The sequence below is a fragment of the Pleurocapsa sp. PCC 7327 genome (assembly GCF_000317025.1).
Classification (GTDB): domain Bacteria; phylum Cyanobacteriota; class Cyanobacteriia; order Cyanobacteriales; family Microcystaceae; genus Hydrococcus.
Map to the genome: position 1 here is coordinate 3,597,252 of NC_019689.1, position 17,425 is coordinate 3,614,676.

17 protein-coding genes, 1 tRNA gene and 2 pseudogenes are annotated in these 17,425 nt (G+C 44.0%); 9 read left to right on the forward strand and 11 right to left on the reverse strand.

What is annotated here, in order from left to right; all coding sequences use genetic code 11:
* The first annotated feature begins 13 nt into the window (after positions 1–13).
* A complete protein-coding gene (locus tag PLE7327_RS16100) occupies positions 14–1,144 on the forward strand; it encodes an aldo/keto reductase (RefSeq protein WP_015144864.1) in 1,131 nt (376 codons plus the stop codon).
* A 48-nt stretch (positions 1,145–1,192) separates the two neighbouring features.
* On the opposite strand, the pseudogene PLE7327_RS26670 reads toward PLE7327_RS16100, so the two are convergent.
* A pseudogene (locus tag PLE7327_RS26670) lies at positions 1,193–2,466 on the reverse strand (RNA-guided endonuclease InsQ/TnpB family protein).
* Positions 2,467–2,552: 86 nt separating this feature from the next.
* Between PLE7327_RS26670 and PLE7327_RS23570 the strand changes: the two are divergent.
* A pseudogene (locus tag PLE7327_RS23570) lies at positions 2,553–3,419 on the forward strand (IS5 family transposase).
* 126 nt (positions 3,420–3,545) lie between these two features.
* Here the strand turns inward: PLE7327_RS23570 and PLE7327_RS16115 are convergent.
* Positions 3,546–3,770 (reverse strand): NblA/ycf18 family protein, encoded by a 225-nt coding sequence (locus PLE7327_RS16115; RefSeq protein ID WP_015144865.1) that lies wholly within the window; start codon positions 3,768–3,770, stop codon positions 3,546–3,548.
* Positions 3,771–4,098: 328 nt separating this feature from the next.
* Between PLE7327_RS16115 and PLE7327_RS16120 the strand changes: the two genes are divergently transcribed.
* Positions 4,099–4,701 carry a Crp/Fnr family transcriptional regulator gene (locus tag PLE7327_RS16120; RefSeq protein WP_015144866.1) on the forward strand — a complete coding sequence of 201 codons (603 nt, stop codon included), beginning with the start codon at positions 4,099–4,101 and terminating at the stop codon, positions 4,699–4,701.
* A gap of 211 nt (positions 4,702–4,912) precedes the next feature.
* On the opposite strand, the gene leuS is transcribed toward PLE7327_RS16120, so the two are convergent.
* The gene (gene leuS, locus PLE7327_RS16125; RefSeq protein ID WP_015144867.1) at positions 4,913–7,510 is read right to left on the reverse strand and encodes a leucine--tRNA ligase; all 2,598 of its coding nucleotides are present in this window, start codon (positions 7,508–7,510) and stop codon (positions 4,913–4,915) included.
* A 150-nt stretch (positions 7,511–7,660) separates the two neighbouring features.
* On the opposite strand from leuS, the gene PLE7327_RS16130 reads away from it, so the two are divergent.
* Complete coding sequence (locus tag PLE7327_RS16130) at positions 7,661–7,930, forward strand: hypothetical protein (protein WP_015144868.1); 270 nt, start codon at positions 7,661–7,663, stop codon at positions 7,928–7,930.
* Here PLE7327_RS16130 and rsmD read toward each other — a convergent pair.
* The gene (gene rsmD / locus PLE7327_RS16135; RefSeq protein ID WP_015144869.1) at positions 7,910–8,443 is read right to left on the reverse strand and encodes a 16S rRNA (guanine(966)-N(2))-methyltransferase RsmD; all 534 of its coding nucleotides are present in this window, start codon (positions 8,441–8,443) and stop codon (positions 7,910–7,912) included. The two genes, PLE7327_RS16130 and rsmD, sit on opposite strands and share 21 nt — an antisense overlap.
* Before the next feature lie 591 nt (positions 8,444–9,034).
* Here rsmD and ndhL point away from each other — a divergent pair.
* From ndhL to trpA, 3 genes are all read left to right on the forward strand, one after another.
* Positions 9,035–9,265: an NAD(P)H-quinone oxidoreductase subunit L gene (gene ndhL / locus PLE7327_RS16140; protein WP_015144870.1), complete on the forward strand. Its 231-nt coding sequence runs from the start codon at positions 9,035–9,037 to the stop codon at positions 9,263–9,265.
* A gap of 31 nt (positions 9,266–9,296) precedes the next feature.
* The gene (locus PLE7327_RS16145; RefSeq protein WP_015144871.1) at positions 9,297–9,629 is read left to right on the forward strand and encodes a DUF3007 family protein; all 333 of its coding nucleotides are present in this window, start codon (positions 9,297–9,299) and stop codon (positions 9,627–9,629) included.
* Positions 9,630–9,984: 355 nt separating this feature from the next.
* Positions 9,985–10,779: a tryptophan synthase subunit alpha gene (trpA, locus tag PLE7327_RS16150; RefSeq protein WP_015144872.1), complete on the forward strand. Its 795-nt coding sequence runs from the start codon at positions 9,985–9,987 to the stop codon at positions 10,777–10,779.
* Here the strand turns inward: trpA and PLE7327_RS16155 are convergent.
* From PLE7327_RS16155 to tnpA, 4 genes are all read right to left on the reverse strand, one after another.
* Complete coding sequence (locus PLE7327_RS16155; RefSeq protein WP_015144873.1) at positions 10,772–11,224, reverse strand: hypothetical protein; 453 nt, start codon at positions 11,222–11,224, stop codon at positions 10,772–10,774. The genes trpA and PLE7327_RS16155 overlap by 8 nt on opposite strands.
* A gap of 11 nt (positions 11,225–11,235) precedes the next feature.
* Entirely contained in the window at positions 11,236–12,162 is a 927-nt protein-coding gene (locus PLE7327_RS16160) for a tetratricopeptide repeat protein (protein WP_015144874.1), read from the reverse strand.
* 218 nt (positions 12,163–12,380) lie between these two features.
* Positions 12,381–12,602 (reverse strand): DUF167 domain-containing protein, encoded by a 222-nt coding sequence (locus PLE7327_RS16165; protein WP_015144875.1) that lies wholly within the window; start codon positions 12,600–12,602, stop codon positions 12,381–12,383.
* 91 nt (positions 12,603–12,693) lie between these two features.
* Positions 12,694–12,912 carry an IS200/IS605 family transposase gene (gene tnpA, locus PLE7327_RS25920; protein ID WP_254658006.1) on the reverse strand — a complete coding sequence of 73 codons (219 nt, stop codon included), beginning with the start codon at positions 12,910–12,912 and terminating at the stop codon, positions 12,694–12,696.
* A gap of 193 nt (positions 12,913–13,105) precedes the next feature.
* On the opposite strand from tnpA, the gene PLE7327_RS16170 reads away from it, so the two are divergent.
* On the forward strand, positions 13,106–14,356 hold the full coding sequence (locus PLE7327_RS16170; protein ID WP_041393441.1) for an RNA-guided endonuclease TnpB family protein: 1,251 nt from the start codon (positions 13,106–13,108) through the stop codon (positions 14,354–14,356).
* 259 nt (positions 14,357–14,615) lie between these two features.
* On the opposite strand, the gene PLE7327_RS16175 is transcribed toward PLE7327_RS16170, so the two are convergent.
* Positions 14,616–14,981, reverse strand: a complete 366-nt coding sequence (locus PLE7327_RS16175; RefSeq protein WP_015144877.1) for a hypothetical protein — start codon at positions 14,979–14,981, stop codon at positions 14,616–14,618.
* 168 nt (positions 14,982–15,149) lie between these two features.
* Positions 15,150–15,881, reverse strand: coding sequence for a response regulator transcription factor (locus tag PLE7327_RS16180; protein ID WP_015144878.1), 732 nt, complete (start codon positions 15,879–15,881; stop codon positions 15,150–15,152).
* Between the two features lie 194 nt (positions 15,882–16,075).
* Here PLE7327_RS16180 and PLE7327_RS16185 point away from each other — a divergent pair.
* Positions 16,076–16,147: transfer RNA gene (locus PLE7327_RS16185), tRNA-Asn, on the forward strand.
* A 219-nt stretch (positions 16,148–16,366) separates the two neighbouring features.
* Here PLE7327_RS16185 and PLE7327_RS16190 read toward each other — a convergent pair.
* Entirely contained in the window at positions 16,367–17,323 is a 957-nt protein-coding gene (locus tag PLE7327_RS16190) for a DUF1517 domain-containing protein (RefSeq protein ID WP_015144879.1), read from the reverse strand.
* Positions 17,324–17,425: the final 102 nt, after the last annotated feature.

The window sequence follows — 17,425 nt, forward strand, 5'->3', positions numbered from 1 at the left end:
CGGGTAACTGGTGATGCGGTATCGACGGTTCGGAAAAACGAATTTATTCCTTTCAGTTTTTTCCTTGGGAACCATGCGCTGCTTGGCTTCTGAATCAGTGCTCGAACAGACGCTACAGCAGGCGATCGCGCTAGGGATCAATCATGTCGAAACCGCCAGAGGCTATGGCAAGAGCGAACAATTTTTAGGACGCGCCCTCAAAGTAGGACTGCCAGTGCCGCGAGAGCAAATTTTCATTATGACGAAGCTTCCACCGACCACCGATGCAGGACAAATGCGTCAGTGGATCGAGCAATCGCTGGTTAACCTACAGCTTGACTATATCGATTGCCTGGCAATTCATGGAATTAATACCTGGGAGCATCTCGGCTGGATTACGCAGGAAAATGGAGGCATGCAAGCCATTAGAGAAGCCATGTCAGAGGGAAAGATACGGCATCTTGGTTTCTCTACCCATGGCTCTTTAGAATTAATCTTGGCTGCCATTAATAGCGATTTATTTGAGTTTGTCAATCTTCACTACTACTACTTTTTTCAGCGCCACGAAAAGGCGATCGCACTCGCCCATCAGAAGGATATGGGGGTATTCATCATCTCTCCGGCGGATAAAGGGGGTCGTCTCTACACGCCGCCAGAAACCCTCGAACGGTTATGCCAGCCTTTTTCTCCCCTGGAATTGAACTATCGTTTTTTGCTCGGCGACCGCCGCATTACTACCCTCAGCATCGGACCCGCTAACCCAGAAGAATTAATCGATCCCCTGGAGGTTAGCGATCGCGATTACCCGCTTACCGCCTCGGAAATAGCTGCTCTAGAACGTATAGAAACTCATCTAGTCCAGACTCTAGGAACAGATCGCTGCGGTCAGTGCTATCGCTGCCTGCCTTGCCCAGAAGAAATTAATATTCCCGAAGTCTTACGGTTGCGCAATCTTGCTGTTGCTTATGACATGACAGATTTCGGTCAATATCGCTACCGAATGTTTGAAAACGCAGGTCATTGGTTTCCCGGCAATAAGGCTAGCTGCTGTACTGAATGCGGTGAGTGTCTTCCTCGCTGTCCCGAACAGCTAGATATTCCAAGGTTATTACTCGACACTCACCAACGCCTCAACGGTTCTCCCCGTCGTCGTCTCTGGGAATGAGGCAAAATCGGTGACTTCCTCCCGACGGTAAATGCTCCTTGCGTCGCATTATACCGTGGGCTTCCCAACCTCACGGCTGGGCATTCCTCCCCCACGCCACTTATCTAGAACAAAGTTCCCCGACAGTACGACGGCAAAAAGCCCGCCTCGACTTGAGAGGCAATTTCTTGCTTCTCCAGAGTCCCTGGATACGTTTCTATTCCTCGGTTACAGATTTCTTGCGCCGAGGCGATATCTCGATCTGCTTCATAACCACATTCAGTACAAACATGATATCTGTCAGATAGCTCTTTCCTGACTTCAGTTCGACAATTAGGGCAAGTTTGAGATGTGCCGCGATGGCCAACTCGACCTACAAATATATTTCTTTTTCGAGCTACATACTCTAATACTGCCCTAAATTGTCCAAAACTAGCATCAATAGTATGTTTGCCTAGCATCCCTTTTGCCATAATTCGAAAATCACAATCTTCGACAAAGATTGTATTCGCCATATCGCATAACTTATGAGCTAGTTTGAACTGATAATCCTTGCGCTTGAAATCAATGTGATTATGTTGTTTGGCTACTCAAATTCTTGCTTTCTCGTAGTTCTTGCCTCGTTTCATTTTCCTAGACAAGCGTTTCTGTAGCACTTTCAGCCGACTACACACTGTCTTGAAAAATTTAGGTCGCCCTTCGGTATATCCATCTGATATCGCCACATAAGACAACAATCCTACATCGATACCTATTGCACGACCATGAGGCAAAGGACTAGGAAGAGAAATATCCGATTCAATCGCTACTACGGCAAACTAACCTACTGCCTTTTTAACTACCCTAACCTGCTTGATAACAAATCCATCAGGGATTGGGCGATGTAAATTGATGGGGATTTTCCCTAGCTTGGGTAATTGTATCTGCCATCCAGTCAAAGGATTAGATTTGAACTGAGGGAACAAGAGAGATTTCATTTGCCCGTATTTTTTATAGCGAGGAAAGCCATAACCCCTTTTTTGGAAAAAGTCCCAAGCGTCGTGCAACCTTCTTATATTGGTTTGCAGCACTTGAGACGGTACAGAAGCAAGTTTAGGGAATTCTTTCTTTGCCTTGGGTAAATTGTTTTGCTGTTGATGATAGCTAGGAAACGGATAATCCGCCGCCATAATGTATTCTGATTCTAAACTACATCTATCAATCGGGCATTTTCTAGAAGCAAGCCAATCTTTTAGTTCCCGCAGCGCATAGTTATAAGATATGCGACAAGTTTCTAGCCACTCGTTGAGTAGGTCAACTTGGTTGCTATCCGGGTAAAGGCAGTAGACATAGTTTAGTATTATGCCAGTATTATGCCAGCATTCTACCACATCAAAAATAAATGGTAGAACATTAGACCTCCAGCAAAAGTCAGAGTAAGTTAGGTAAAATAAAACCAAATTACAATTCGAGTTATGACTTACTCTCAAGTAAAAATTTAAAACCGACAGAGTTTAAACGGCTTTGTGGAGTATATCCAGAGACGTTTAAAGAGATGGTAAAAGTTCTAGAAGCCGAAAAAGTCTTACAAAAAAAACAGGACGACCAAATAAATTAAGCGCAGAAGACCAAATCTTAATGACTCTTGAATATTGGCGAGAGTATCGCACCTATTTTCATATCGGAACTAGCTGGGGAATAAACGAGACAACGGCTTTACGAATCACCAGAAAAGTAGAAGATATTTTAATGAAATCGGGACTTTTCAATCTGCCTGGGAAAAAAGCTGTTCAACCCCAAAATACAGAAATTGAAATTGTCGTAGTAGATGTAGCAGAACATGAAATAGAAAGACCGAAAAAAAACAAAAAGCTTACTACAGTGGTCGGCAAAAGTGTCACACGATAAAATCGCAAGTTTTAGCTGACGCAAAAACGAGACAAATTCTTTGTATTGCTCATGAGAAGGGAAAAAGTCATGATTTTAAGATTTGGAAAAATAGTAAAATAGGAATCGAACAACAGATAGAATGTTTGGCTGATAAAGGATATCAAGGAATTCAGAAACTTCATCCCAACAGTAGAATTCCCAACAAAAAAAGCGCAATCAACAGTTAAGTCTAGAGCAAAAGAAGTTTAATCGTAAGTTAGCAAGTGAAAGGATTGTAATTGAAAATATTCATCGCAGTCTAAAAATATTCAGAATTCTTTCAAGTCGATATCGCAACCGAAGAAGACGGTTTGGGTTGAGATTTAATTTGATTGCTGGCATTTATAATTATGAACTTCTTTCCCACTCCAATTATGCGATCGCGTAACACTTTTGCAGGAGGTCTATTGTAGCTTCGCGTTTATTTACTGGTCGGGTTGTATCCCACCGCCAAATCAAAGGCTTGTTCTGAGCTTGCGAAGAATCTAGCGGGGGACTTAACCCGACATCTAAGTTAAATATTCTTGAGTAAATGCTTGTATAGATTATCTTTCACCATCATCTGGCGAAAGAGTTCGATCAAACACTCTTGAGCTTGGTTTTGGTTCAAGTTTTTGACCTGCTCTTTAAACACTCGCAATTTAAACTCTTGCTCCATAGTCAGTTGGTTGGGGATTTCCATCAACTTACTCCTGAGAACCTTTTGAACGGGGGAATTGATTTCGATCTGTTTCATCATTTGTTACTATAGCAGCTGATGAGTAAAAAGTCAATTTTGTCAAGTTATGATTAATGTTGTCAATAAAAATTAACAAATAAAGGAAAAATTTTTTCAGTCCTTTGCCCTTCATCATTGGTTAGTAGGGGTGGGTTTATCTCAAAATCCTAGAGATTGCCCGACAGTTACTGTTAAAAACCAGTTAATCGTCTCCCCGTCTCTCTCGACCGAAGGAAGCCATTTGTATTTTTAATGTATTGTATCGAGTCAATTTTTACCTTATGTTTACCTTGACGTTGTAAGTTAATAGCGGACTTGTTGCTTTTTTTGGGGAAGGACTTAGATTGGCATGATAGTAACCTGTAATCTCACTCACACACAACTACAGAACGAACAGACGGAAGGACGGAGACTGCATTTTTATGATAGAGGCGAAGAAATTCCGTTAGTAGAACAAGGCGTTTGGCAAGTTTATCGCGGAGTTGCCCAGCTAAGTCAATTGTCTGTAAATGGAGAAGAAATTCTATTGGGTTGGGCGCAACCTTCCACCTTTTTTGGGATGTGGTTAACGCATATCGAGTCTTATCAAGTCAAAGCCTTGTCGGAACTATACTTGAAATGGTATCCCTTGAGCGAAATCGAAGCCTCTCCCCATTTGTCTCATCTCATGTTAACTCAGGTAGTGCGTCGGATGCGCCAGACAGAAGCGTTACTCGCGATCGCGGGATTGCGCCGAGTCGAAGAGAGACTGCAAGAGTTATTACAACTCCTCAAAAAAGAATTAGGTCAACCCGTCCCAGAAGGAACTCGCTTGGCAGTTCGCTTGACTCATCAAAATCTGGCAAATGCGATTGGAACGACGCGAGTCACGATTACTCGTCTGTTGGGGGACTTTCAGCGTCAAGGGATAATCAGTCTAGATAGCGATCGCCACATGATCGTTCATCACTAATGTAGTGCGGAAAGTGTGGCGTGCGCATAAGCGCATATGTTGGCGATCGCAGTCATTCATCCAGATTTGATATTATTTGAGAGTAGCGAGCGCAGATAGAAGATCTAGAGTCTCTCTATCAAGGTCAAGCGAGTAGTACGGTTAGGAAAATATTTCTCCTCGACCCTACTAATCTCCCACCACACTAGGAAAGCAGTTAGTGGCGAGAGTGTCAAACGACGAAATTCACCAACTTTCCAGGTACGACAATGATTTTTTTCACTTCTTTGCCTTGCAAATATCGTTGAGCAATTTCTGATTCGCGGGCATATTTTTCTAAAGCAGCTTTATCGGCGCTTGCCGGAACTTGTATCGTCCCGCGAGTTTTGCCCATAATTTGAATCACCAAGGTAATTTCATCGACTTGTAGCGCCAAGGGATCGACTTGAAGCCAACTTTGTTGGTGAATGGAACAATCATGACCTAATTCGTGCCACAATTCTTCGGCAATGTGAGGGGCAAAAGGGGCAAGCAAGATAAGCAAGGTCTCAATTCCTTCGGCATAAACTGGTGAATCGCAACATTTTGCCTCGCCAAGCGCATTACTCAGCTTCATTAATTCAGAAATCGCCGTATTAAATTGATAGTCTCCCTCTAAATCTGCCGAAACTTCTTTGATAGCTGTGTGAATGGCACGACGCAAATCTTTTTCAATTTTGGATTTTGGATTCCTCCCTTTTGAAGAGGGGGATTGATTTTTGGATTGTTTTTTTCCTATTGGGGATGATTTCTCAACAAACTCTGCAACCAAGCGCCAAACCCGATTTAAGAAGCGGAATTGTCCTTCTACATCGGCTTCATCCCACTCCAAATCTTTTTCAGGCGGTGCTTTAAATAAAATAAACATCCGTGCCGTATCTACGCCATATTTAGCGATTACTTCTTCCGGTGCTACGCCATTGCCTTTTGACTTAGACATGGTAGCGTAAACAAGCTGCAAAGGTTCTCCCGTCTGCGGGTCGCGCGGGTCTTTGGGATTGACGAGTTCGGCAGGAATCCATTTATCTTTATCAGACTTGTTAGGATTCATGTAGGTCAATCCCTGTACCATTCCTTGCGTCAAAAGACGTTGGAAAGGTTCGTCAAAATTCAACAAACCTCTGTCCCGCAAAACCTTAGTAAAGAAGCGAGAATAAAGCAAGTGCAAAATCGCGTGTTCGATGCCCCCTACATACTGATCCACTGGCATCCAGCTATTTACCTTATCTGAGGCAAAAATTTCCTTGTCATTGTTGGCATCGGTGTAGCGGAGGAAATACCACGACGAATCGATAAACGTGTCCATCGTGTCTGTTTCCCGCTTGGCAGCTTCGCCGCAACTCGGACAAGGAACGTTAACCCAACTTTCAAGCTTTGCCAATGGAGAGGGCCCGCGCCCGGTAAACTCAACATCTTCGGGCAACTTGACTGGCAAATCTTCCTCTGGAACGGGAACGATGCCGCAACTCGGACAGTGAACGATTGGAATGGGCGCACCCCAATACCGCTGGCGAGAAATTAACCAATCCCGCAAGCGATACTGTACCCGTGCCTTACCATAGCCTTGTTTTTCGGCATATTCGATGATGGCGGTTTTTCCTTCAGTCGAAGGCATTCCGTCGAACTGCCCAGAATTAATCATAATTCCTGGGTCGGTATAGGCTGTTTCTAAAGGTTTCGTGCCATCCTTGCCTTCTGAGACAATAACTGTTTTAATGGGAAGATTATTTTCGTTAGCAAATTTGAAATCCCGCGTATCGTGGGCGGGAACTCCCATAACAGCACCCGTACCGTATTCATAAAGCACGTAATTGGCAATCAAAATGGGAATTTCTTCTCCGTTGAAGGGATTAATTGCCTTTCCTCCCGTGAAAATGCCTCGTTTGGGTTTATCTTCTGCCGTCCGCTCGATTTCGCTTTCACCCTTGACTTCTTGGATAAACGCCTCAACTGCTTCTTTTCTGTCGGGAGTGGTGACTTTTGGCGTTAGGGGATGTTCTGGAGCGAGGACGACGTAAGTCACGCCATACACGGTATCAGGGCGAGTGGTAAAGACCCCAATCTTTTCCTCCATCCCGACGATGGGAAATTCTAAGTATGCGCCGACGGATTTGCCAATCCAGTTGGCTTGCATTAGCTTCACTCGTTCGGGCCACCCTGTCAATTTCTCGAGGTCGTTGAGCAACTGTTCGGCATAGTCGGTAATTTTGAGAAACCACTGGCGCAACAATTTGCGTTCTACGATTGCACCAGAACGCCAGGAACGCCCTTCGCTATCGACCTGTTCGTTAGCTAAGACGGTTTGGTCAACGGGATCCCAGTTTACCGCGGCTTCTTTTTGATAGGCTAATCCCGCTTTAAAAAATTGCAAGAATATCCATTGAGTCCACTTGTAGTAATTCGGCGCACAAGTGGCTAATTCTCGACTCCAGTCGATGGAAAGTCCCAATTGCTGGAGTTGTTTCTTCATCTGGGCAATATTTTGGTAAGTCCATTTAGCTGGTGGAATGCCTCGCTTAATAGCAGCATTTTCGGCAGGCAAACCAAAGGCATCCCAACCCATCGGGTGCAGAACGCGATACCCTTGCATCCGCTTGTATCGAGCAATCGTATCCGTAATTACGTAGTTGCGGACGTGACCCATGTGCAGGCTTCCCGATGGATAGGGAAACATAGATAGGGCATAGAATTTGGGCTGGGTGTTATTTTCTGGAGTTAGGTATAACCCCGACTCTTCCCATTTCCGTTGCCATTTTTGCTCGATGTTGGCTGGGTTGTATTGGGACTCCACTCTCTGGTTTCTCCAAGGACTTCATTTTCCTATTTTAAGCGCATCCCACAACTGAATTTCAGAAGGCTTTCACTTTTGAGCCATTTCTTTGGAGGCTATAATCGACTCAATTAAGTTTTAGTTTTGTCCATCCTTATCAAGAGGTAGCCAATGAAGAAAGTTTTATTGACTTTGCTTGCTAGTTCTGTAAGCCTAGCTGTTATTTTATTAGCGATCGCTACGGCTCGTGCAGATGCGATCGCATCTCGAAATATCAAGTCTGCTATCTCTGGACCTGTCGTACAATTTGTCAATCTAAACTTGGCTAATTTCAGTTTTAATGCGATCGACCCAAAAAGCTATCCTATTTTGCATCAATGGGGATGTAGTTGTACGGCTTGTACCGAACCGTCCAGACAACTATCTTTGATAAAAAGTTAACGCCGTGTTGCCGTAAACTTTTTCTCGACAAATTTCTAATCCTGGAATCTCTATTGCTTTCCAAGATTTAGGATCGTGTTCTACTGCGATTTCCCCTTCTTTATCGAGAAGTTGGTATTGCGCGAGCGCTTCTAGGACTGGCTGGTACAATTGGCTTTCGTAGGGAGGATCGAAATAAATGCGATCGAATTTTTCTCCCGCTAGGTTTTTGAGGCGCGTTACGACATCTCCCCGGATAACTCGGAATGTCTGTTGCGGGGTAGCTACTTGTTGCCAATTTTGTTTGATAATCGCGCAAGCTTGAGGCGATTTTTCGATCCCGACAACTTCCCTAGCACCCCGACACAATGCCTCTGCACCCATCGAACCATTGCCCGCACACAAGTCCAACCAGCGACAATTAGCAATCTTGCCCTGCCAGATATTAAACAATGCTTCTCTCACTCGCGCCGCCGTCGGCCGAGTTAATTGTCCCGGCAGGGTTTTCAATTGTCGATTTCCGTAAATTCTCATGGTAATTAGTGACTCTACCTCGTTGAAGTATAGTCACGCTATCAAAAAATATTGGTTATGGAGATGGGGGCAGAGGGACTTGAACCCTCACGACCTTTTAGGGTCAACGGATTTTCATTCTCCCGCAGCTTTCGCTACTGCCATCTGCTGGCTTTGAGAATTGGACTCTCTCTTTACCCTCAGCTTGACCTGTTAGGGTAGCTCCCGTTGAGTCTCTGCACCTTCCTTTCAAGGTAAAAGGTAAAAATGTTTTTTTCCTTGATTAAGGCTTGGCTCAGGATTGCCATATCTGTTGCCAGACTTAGGTTTCCCTGAATTTGAGAGCGTTCGCATGACAGATTTCTCTGCCAAGGCTCAATTTTTTTAAGTCCGTAGCGTCTACCATTCCGCCACGCCCCCGCGATCGCCTAGAAAGAATTTCCGACAGCGAACCAGCAGTTATCTACAATACCATATTTTTACCTTAAGTGACAAATCAAACAATTCTATCTATTTGCTCCCGTTCAATTTTTTGGGAGGTAGCACCCGAAGCGATACAATAAAATAAATTTGAGATAGCTCCCTTTTTATTCTTGACAAATAGTAGAAATAATGCTTTCTCCTGAAACCACTTTAATTGCTCTTCTCTATCTGAGTTTAGGCGGTCTCTATTTATTAATAGTTCCTGGTTTGGTTTATTTTTATCTTAACAATCGCTGGTATGTAGCCAGTTCCTTTGAACGGGGATTTATGTATTTTCTGGTATTCTTTTTCTTCCCCGGACTGTTGCTGCTAAGTCCGTTTCTGAATTTTCGTCCCAAACGCCGGGTTCTAAAAGCCTAAAGCTCAAACAGACTTTTCGATTACAAAATTAATGCGACGAATTGATGTCATAGGAATTGGAATCGGTATTTTTGCAGCAGGTGGAGTTATCTATCTGTTTTTGCAAGCATTTGGATTAGACAGTCTCTCAGCTGGGGTTTGGAGTCAGGCGATCTTAGTCGCTGGGTTAGTTGGTTGGACGCTGACTTATTTGTTTCGAGTCTTGACAAAAAATATGACTTACAACCAGCAACGTAGAGACTATGAAGATGCCATCTTGCAAAAACGTCTCGATGAAATGGCACCAGAAGAACTAGAAAAGTTATTCTCTGAGGTGGAGCAAGAAAAACAAACCAAGCAAACCAAGACACAGAAGAAAGCCTAATGTGAGTTTACCAAGAGGAGGCGAGAAAGCCTTATTTTTGTAGGGATAGTCATTGGGGGAAAGGGAAAAGGACAAATGATATCAAATCCGTTTAATTAGTCATAAAATATATGTAGTACGCTCATCGTAGCGTGCGCGTAAGCGCATACGTCCCGCTCGCGACCAAGACGCGAAGCGCCCCTCCAGCGATAGCAAAGGATCTTTCGCACTACTGGTTATTGTGGTCATTCATCCGGATTTGATATGACTTGAAATCTCGCTCTTTTTAAGAATGAGATGAGGTTAACATCCGGGAATCTAGCGTGAGAGAATAAAAAGTCGGCTATTAAACTCGTATCCAAAATCCTTTCATCGAATGACCTCTGTTTCCAACTGCTTAGAATCCTTACGCGATCGCGCTCAATGCGCCTTAATTCCCTTTATCACTGCTGGCGATCCCGATTTAGACACTACCGCTAAAGCTTTACAAATCCTCGATCGCTCCGGTGCCGATCTCATCGAGTTAGGAGTTCCCTACTCAGATCCCCTCGCAGATGGCCCGGTCATTCAAGCGGCTGCCACGAGAGCTTTGGGACGCGGAGTGAAGCTAGAAGATGTCTTGCATGTAGTTAAGACAATCGGCAAAGAGATTAAGGCACCGATCGTTTTATTTACCTACTACAATCCGATTTACTATCGGGGAATTGACAGTTTTCTCCGACAAATTGCTGATGCTGGCGTGCGAGGATTAGTCGTCCCCGATTTACCCCTAGAAGAAGCGCAAACCCTCCTAAAACCAGCCGCCGAGATGGGGGTTGAGGTAACGCTGTTGATAGCGCCTACGACTCCAGCCGAGAGAATAGACGCGATCGCGCAGCAGTCGCAAGGATTTATCTATCTCGTCAGCGTCACTGGCGTAACGGGAATGCGTTCTCAAATTGCCAGCCAAGTTCAAGATTTACTTTCGGCTATTCGCAGCACCACCGATAAACCGATTGGCGTAGGTTTTGGCATCTCTGCACCCGAACAGGCTTTACAAGTCAAACAATGGGGGGCAGATGCCGTTATCGTTGGCAGTGCTTTTGTCAAACGACTGGCTGAAGGAACCCCAGAACAGGGTTTAGAAGCGATCGCTCAATTTTGCCAAAGTCTCAAGCAGGCTATTATCTAACTTCAACAATTGCCACATCTTCGATCGCTTTGCCACGATGTATAAAAGTTTCGTGACCGTTGGCATTTAAACTAACTTTGATTTCGTTGCGTCCCGGTTCCAATCGGTCGAGATAATACCAATTCCCATAAAGACGGGTGATTTTTTTGCCATTAACGTAGAGATGGGCGTGTCCTTCTTTAAAATTACTACTTTGATTGACCTTTTCTGGAGCAAATGCAAAATTAGTTACTTTCAGTTCTAAATTCCATCCCTTCAAGGCATCCCGATGAACGATTAAATCTACTGTGGGAATCGGTTGACCATCGGGAATTTCCATCATTTTATGTTCGTGTCCTTCTCCGTCTTTAAGCTCAACATTTCTTTGTAATTGAGCGGTTGCGACAGTTCCAAATAATGTCAAACCAATTAGCGAAGCCGAAAGAAGCACAAGTTTTTGTTTCATAAAAGAAAGAGTCAAACAATGATATTTTCAGAACCAGAAAAACTTTGCTGAATTTGCTCGATTAGCTTGAGAATGTGTCGATAAGCAACTAACTTTCCTTGCTGGCAAAAACATTCTGCACCTAAGCGCAAATCTGTTAATGCCGTTTGGTAATAACCGAGTTGATGGCGAAGCAAACCGCGATTGATGTATGCTTCAGCGCGATTGGGATCGTTTTGTAGGGATAGGGTAAAGTTGGCAATGGCTTCTCGATAGCGTCCTTGCCTCTGACAGATAAAAGCACGGTTATAGTAGGCTAGAGAATTTTTGCTATCGAAACGAATAGCGCGATCGTAATCCGCGATCGCTTTTTCCAAATTGCCCAAGCCAAAATAAGCCAATCCCCTGTCATTGTAGATAGTGGCGAGTTGGGTGCCATCGAGGGCAGACATCTGACGCAAGGCTTGATTATAATCGGCAATGGCTTCTAAATATTTTTCTTGAGCGGCATAGGCTAGTCCTCGGTTATAGTAAGCCAGAAAGCCATCGGGTTTGAGTTGGATGGCAGCATTATAATCTGCGATCGCGCCTTGATAATCGCCGAGTCGATAGGCAGCCAGTCCGCGATGCAAATATGCTAAATCATTTGTTGGCTGATGTTGCAAGGCATGGGTGCAATCTTGTTTGGCTTGTTGGTAATCATTTAGATAAATGAGTACCAAACAGCGATTGCTATAGGCAGCTGCGAAATTAGAATCGAGTGCGATCGCTTTATCAAAGTCTAACAGTGCTTGTTGGTAATGTCCTTGTTGCGTCTCTTCAACACCTGCTTTAAACCACTCTTGCGCGGAGATCGGATTAATTTCTGCTGCTTGAGTAGCCCGACCGAAGAGGGAAACGAAGAGCAATACCGAAATCAAAAACTTGGCAAGTTTTCTCCGAGCGAATTGGGCAAGCATTTTCCCTTTCTAATCGCGATCGCCCTTAATTTTCGGCAAGATTTCTAGCGATGTCAAAAGACAAGCTGTCAAACAAACTTCAATAGTTATTGGGTAGTAGATATAGCAATCCTAAAATGAGTTATGAACATTTCGCGAGCATCCTGCTCGCACTCACCAATCAATTAAGACTGCTATAGTCGTTAGTAGAAGATTTCCCACTAACAGCTAACTACTAACTAAAAAGCGATCTCTACTAACTTATTTTTTGAAGATAAACCGGACTTAATCAAAACTTGTGATTTCGTGACCTTGAATTTTTTGGCAAGCAGTTCGATGAGTTCTTGATTGGCTTTTCCATCAATTGGAGGCGATTTTAAATAAATAAATAAACTTTCGTCATCAGCTTCTTCTATTCTTTGTTGTTTGGAGTTAGGTTTAACTTTTACTTGAATTTTCATCAACTTTCTGTTATTCAATTTAACATCCTTGCGGGAAGTCCCCCAGTGCAGGGAAACGGAACTGGGGGATGAAAGCAAGGGCAGGATATAGTTAGCTACGCGGAGAATCTTGTTGCTTGATAGATTTTTTCAAAACATCAAGCGATACTCCGCCACTGGAATTGACCAAGTATGAGCTAGACCAAAAAACAGGTTTCCAGTAGTATTTGTCAACATGAGACTTGAACTCCTTGCGAATTAGTCTGCTTGATGACGCTTTGAGAACTTTTACAAACTCAGAAATCTGGTTGTCTGGAGACAGACTGACCAATTGAGACCCCGTCCTTAAGGACGGGGATTTATAATGCTTTTTTGTTGTTCACCTAGTGAGAATTTCAGAAGTAATCACCTTGCCTCGATACTTCGTTACCAATACAATATGCAAGTGAATACAAAATAGAGCATGAGAACTCTTTCTGAGCAAAGGTTGCACTGGGCGTTAAGTGAATGGTACGCTCGCACCCATGAGAGTAACACGTAGAACCACCTTTCGCTTATATCCAACTAAATCTCAGGAGTCGAAATTGCATTATTGGCGACGACTTCATAAAGATTTGTTCAAGGCCTGTCTTTACCACAGAAAGACAGAATATCAGCGTTTTGGGAATTCTATTAGCTACTATGACCAGCAAAATATTCTGCCAGATTTCAAAGAATGTTGGCCTGAATATAAAGAATTAGGTGCGCAAGCTTTACAGGCAACGGTAAAGGGTGTTGACTATGCCTTTCAACGTTTTTTCCGTGGATTGAGTGGATACCCAAAATTCAAGTCTGCACGACATGATCGTGGTCGGACTTATCCAGGAATAAGTGGATGGAAAGCGCATACATCAGGCGATAACGGCTACCTGGAATTGTCTAATTTAGGACAAATTCAGATGAGAGGTAAAGCTAGAACTTGGGGGACACCAACAACTTGTACAATCATCTGGAAACCAGGTAAATGGTATGCTTCAATCACTGTAAACTGCGAACCAAAACGAGAAACTAGCACTGGTGCTATAGGTTTAGATTTTGGTACTCACCACGCTATTGCTTGTTCAGATGGAACAATAATTGCTCCTCCGAAATTTTTAGCCAAAACTCAACAAAAAATAAAGCAATTATCTAAGAGATTACGTCGCAAGCGTGCGCCTAATTTCAAAAAGAAGATTAAAGCATCTAAACGTTGGAGAAAAGCCAGGAAACAAATTAGTAGACTTCAAAGTAAAGTGACCAATCAAAGACAAGATTGGCAACATCAAGTAGCTACACAGATAGTAAAGAGTAATTCACTGGTAGCTACTGAGAAGTCGAACATCAAAGGGATGACTCGTAAAGCAAACAAGGGCAGCCAAAGAAAACATCAAAAAACAGGACTCAATAGCTCGCTGTTAGATGTTGGGATTGGCAATCTAACTTCACTAATCAGATCTAAGCTCAGTGAATGTAGTGGGGTATTTGTTGAAGTACCTCTCAAAATTGCACCATCCCAAACTTGCCCTCGGTGTGGTTACAAAAAGAAAAAAGAGTTAGCCGAGCGTGTGCATCATTGTGAAAACTGCAACTTCACTGCGGCTCGTGATGTGGCAGCATCAATGGTAATGCTCAATTACGCTTTGGGGTTAGGAACTAGCCTCTCAAACGCTGATGCTGAACCTCTTTCTAAGACCCCACAGCATTGTGGAGGGTTTAGGAAAGTTCAGCAGGTGAAGCGTCAGAAACCTCGGAGGTAGCGCAAGCGAAGTCCGTAGGTAGTTCATAAGCCTACCGATCGACAGCTCCAAGATTTAGAAAAGCAACAACCCAACCCTGTTGTTAGAATTAGGGTTGGGTAATTAACTCTTAGCGAGAGCGACCGAACGCTATCTTACAAGTACAGGTCGTCCCAAAGGTATAGTATGTCATGTTGAGCGTAGCGATCGCGACGCGAAATATCTGAATATACCAACTTCCTGCACTCAGAATGACAAAATGGACTTTTGGGATGTCTTCTTAGCCAACATAGGAACAAGACGGACAAAATAGATAATCATCTTTGGGAATATAACGATCTAGCATCTCTAAATGCAAATCGAGAATCTGAGCAATTCCCTCAGTGACATAATGCTCGATAAGCAAGCGAAGTTCTAGAGACCGATAAGGAAACTTAGTTTTCGAGAGTCGATGTTGCCTATTTTTGAGATCTGCGTTTTCTGTCTCAATTTTATCAAGAACATAGGCGCTCAATTTTTGACGAAAACCAGGGATCGCCAAAATTTTCTCACACAATTCATCCGAATAAAGTTGCAGTGCATTTTCAATTTCTTCATCAATCGATTTTTGCACTGAATTTACCCAGATTGAGGTCGAGATAGTCATTTCAGTTCCTTCCTGTCGTAGTCGATGCTAGAATTCACTGCTTACTTTAATTCCCCAACCTCAAAATTTTGTGAAGGAAATCGGGAAGAAATCGGGAAGAAGCCGCCAACTGCGATCGCAAAAGATTAAGCAAGCCGAGCCATAACCTGCGTCGCTTTGCAGTACTCCTTAAGGTTCCCTCAAAGCATCCCGCTCGCTACCCAACTCCTCTACTAAAGTTGATTGTCGCGGCATGTTGAGTCGATAACCGATACCGTGAACCGTCTCGATTAACTGCTTGGGAGCGCCTGCGGAGTTTAGTTTGTGGCGCAGGCTTTTGATATGTGCTTTGACTGTTTCTTCTGTTGGCGGTTCTTCTAAAGACCAGATGTGTTCGATAATAACGCTGCGACTGATAACCCGTCGACCATAGCGCATGAGAAGTTCTAGGATGGCATATTCTTTGGGAGTGATGTGGAGGAAACGATCGCCATAAGTAACTTCAAAGGTACTCGGATTAAGGCGCAAGCTACCCCAGGTTAAAATCGGAGGCGCACAAATCTCGCTCCTACGCAGCAAGGCTCGAATTCTTGCAAATAGCTCCGATAAATCGAAAGGTTTGACGATATAGTCATCGGCTCCGGCATCTAATCCAGCAACTTTGTCGGTGCTAGCGTCGCAGGCAGTCAGAATGAGGATGGGTTTGAGAAAACCGCGATCGCGCAGCCGTTTGCACAAGCTAATACCATCTAATTTAGGCAGCATCACATCTAACAAAACGAGATCGTAGTCGATTGTTGCAATTTGCCGCCAAGCCGCTTCCCCATTTTGGACGACATCAACCGCATAGCGTTGGTTGGCAAGCGCTTCAGATAAGCTGACAGCTAGCGTTACATCATCTTCAGCCAGGAGAAATCTCATGGAAGGTTTATTCTTTTGTTTTTTTGTTTTGAGTCGATTTTGAAGGCTTTACCAACTGCTCTTCCTTATCAAAATAATATACGAGGTTCTCGCTAGCGATCCGAGGTGGGGCGATCGCCAAAAATATTTTTTAACGATTAACCTCTTGCAAAATTATCCGACCTGTCGCTATAATAAGAGGCTGTTGTCAGCAATCCTCGGTAGCTCAGCGGTAGAGCGGTCGGCTGTTAACCGATTGGTCGTAGGTTCGAATCCTACCCGGGGAGTTAATAAATTAACCCAAATCTTGCACTGCGATCGGTAAGCCTCATATTCCGCCAAGAAATAAATTTCTTGGCTAACAGCCCAAGTCCATTAAAATGGACTAAATTAATTCTGCTGTGAGTCTTCTTTAGAAGCGGGTCATCTCTCAGGTGCAAAAAATAGATTGCCGTGGAAAGATTCCCACGGCAATCTGTCAGAATCTATTCAATTGATAGCTTAAATTAAACTAGCTTCAAATTGGGATATTCAGCCAAGATGTCCTCAGAGGTTAGAGTATCTCCTTGTGCTTGAGGAGTCCAGAGAACCTCGACGGCTAGCAGGCGATCGCTGCCGATTCCCCCAATTTGTTGCAATGCTTGGCGTAAATCTTCAGAATCGTTAATCTTGGGCAGTTCGAGTTTTCCTTCAACACCGACTAGAATGGTGACGACGATGTAGTCCCCAGAACCGTTGCCTGTTTGGGCTAGTTGTCCCTGTCCTTCTAAGAGAGCCGTTGGCGAGGCTTGTCTGAGTTGGTTATTGACGTTTGAGAGCGTTTCTGAGGTAAATTTGCTCCGTTCTGCCAAGTCTAGCTGATTGAATTTTGCTTCTGCTGACTCTAAGGTAGTTTGATAGGATTCCGTAGCGCCGTAAACCCAATATTCGGGATGGCGTAGCAAGGCTAGGCTGGCTTCTTGGAGAACCAGAACGCGCCCCGCAGCCGAATTAGTATCTGCGCTCAAGGCGATTTCATTCAATTCTCTCTGCAAACCACGGGCATTAGCGAATAACCCGACTTGTACCTTAGCAACAGAAATTTTAGGACTGCCGTACTCGAAGGAAGTTCCATCTCCTTGCATGCTGGTACTGCGAAAGCTTCTTACGAGAAAGTTGGCGATCGCAATAAAGATCAGAATGGTAAACAGTCCCCCAAAGCCGCCGCCAAAGCCGAAGAAAGGCAACAAAAAGGGAAATCCAATACCGCCGCCATAGCCGTAGCCATAACCGGGCGAACTATAGCCGCCTCCAGGAGGGGCATAGGTTCGGCTGGGAGCGCGGAAGGAACCGCCGCCGATTCTACCGCCACTGCGGGCAGCCAAGGCAGTACTTGCATTGCCAAAAACTAAGGTGAGAACCAGTCCCAGAGCTATCAGGGATTTTAAAAGAGATTTTATTTTGGGAAATCGTTGTTTAGACATGGGAATACTTTGGTTGTCTACGCTCGGTTCATACTTTAGCGACTTAGATCGATACCAGTCTCGTTTCGCTAAAGATTTTTAAGAATAAATGTTTACCCAACT